The sequence below is a fragment of the Microbacterium sp. C448 genome, assembly GCF_000582705.2.
GTDB classification, from domain to species: domain Bacteria; phylum Actinomycetota; class Actinomycetes; order Actinomycetales; family Microbacteriaceae; genus Microbacterium; species Microbacterium lacus_A.
Map to the genome: position 1 here is coordinate 1 of NZ_HG779737.1, position 1,339 is coordinate 1,339.

At 67.7% G+C, this 1,339-nt stretch carries 1 protein-coding gene; it reads left to right on the forward strand.

Annotation, left to right across the window (positions count from 1 at the left end):
* Nucleotides 1-126 precede the first annotated feature (126 nt).
* A partial coding sequence (locus tag MIC448_RS11675) for a glutamate-5-semialdehyde dehydrogenase (protein WP_036299859.1) occupies nt 127-1,339 on the forward strand: 1,213 nt, incomplete at its 3' end.

The window sequence follows — 1,339 nt, forward strand, 5'->3', positions numbered from 1 at the left end:
CGCCGGCAGCGCCGAGCCCGTCGATACACTGGGCTGATGACCAGCACCGCCTCCAGCGCTACGTCGAGCATCCCTGGCGACGAGTCTTCTTCGGACACCTGGGGTGAAACGACGGCCCGCGATCGGATGCGCCTGGCGAAGTCTGCCTCCCGCAGCATCGGTCTGCTCGGTGACGGCGACAAGGCCGGCATGCTCCGGGCCATCGCAAACGCGATCGACGAGGCATCCGATCGGATCATCGCCGCGAACGACGAGGATCTGGCGCGCGGTCGCGCGACGGGGCTGTCGGAGTCGTTGCAGGATCGTCTGCGATTGGATGCTTCGCGCGTAGCCGCCCTCGCTGAGGCCGTGCGCGCCGTCGCCGATCTTCCGGATCCTGTCGGCCGGCTGCTGGATGAGCGGGTGCTGCCGAATGGCGTCGTGCTGCAGAAGGTCAGCGTGCCGTTCGGTGTCGTGGGTTCGATCTATGAGGCTCGGCCGAACGTGACGGTCGACATCGCGGCCCTCGCGCTGCGTTCCGGCAACGCGGTCGTACTCCGCGGCGGGTCGGCTGCTGAGAAGTCCAACGCCGCTCTGGTCGACATCATGCGCACCGCGTTGGCCGACCGGGGCATCGACGCAGAAGCCATCCAGACCGTCGACGACTTCGGCCGTGAGGGTGCCCGCGAGCTCATGCAGGCGCGCGGGCTCGTGGACGTCCTCGTTCCCCGGGGCAGCGCTCAGCTGATCGAGACGGTTGTGACCGAGTCATCCGTTCCCGTCATCGAGACCGGTGCTGGTGTGGTGCACATCGTGCTCGACGAGTCGGCGCCGCTCGAGTGGGCCCGCGACATCGTCGTCAACGCGAAGGTGCAGCGCCCGAGCGTGTGCAACGCCGTCGAGACCGTGCTGGTCGTGGGGTCTGCCGCCGAGCGCGTCTTGCCGACCGTGGCCGCGGCACTTCGGGAGCAGGGGGTGACGGTGCACGGCGACGCGCGAACTGCCGCTCTGGTTTCGGATGTCGTCCCCGCGACCGACGAGGACTGGTCTACCGAGTACGGCACTCTGGATATCTCGATCCGCGTCGTCGAGGACCTCGACGACGCGCTCGCGCACATCCGTGAATACTCGACCGGTCACACCGAGTCGATCATCACGGATGACGACGCTCACGCCGAGCGGTTTCTGGCCGAGGTGGACGCCGCGGTTGTGATGGCCAACGCATCCACGCGATTCACCGACGGTGGCGAATTCGGCTTCGGTGCCGAGGTGGGAATCTCGACTCAGAAGTTGCACGCGCGGGGACCCATGGGGCTTCCCGAATTGACGAGCACCAAGTGGCTCGCGCGCGGTGCCGGGC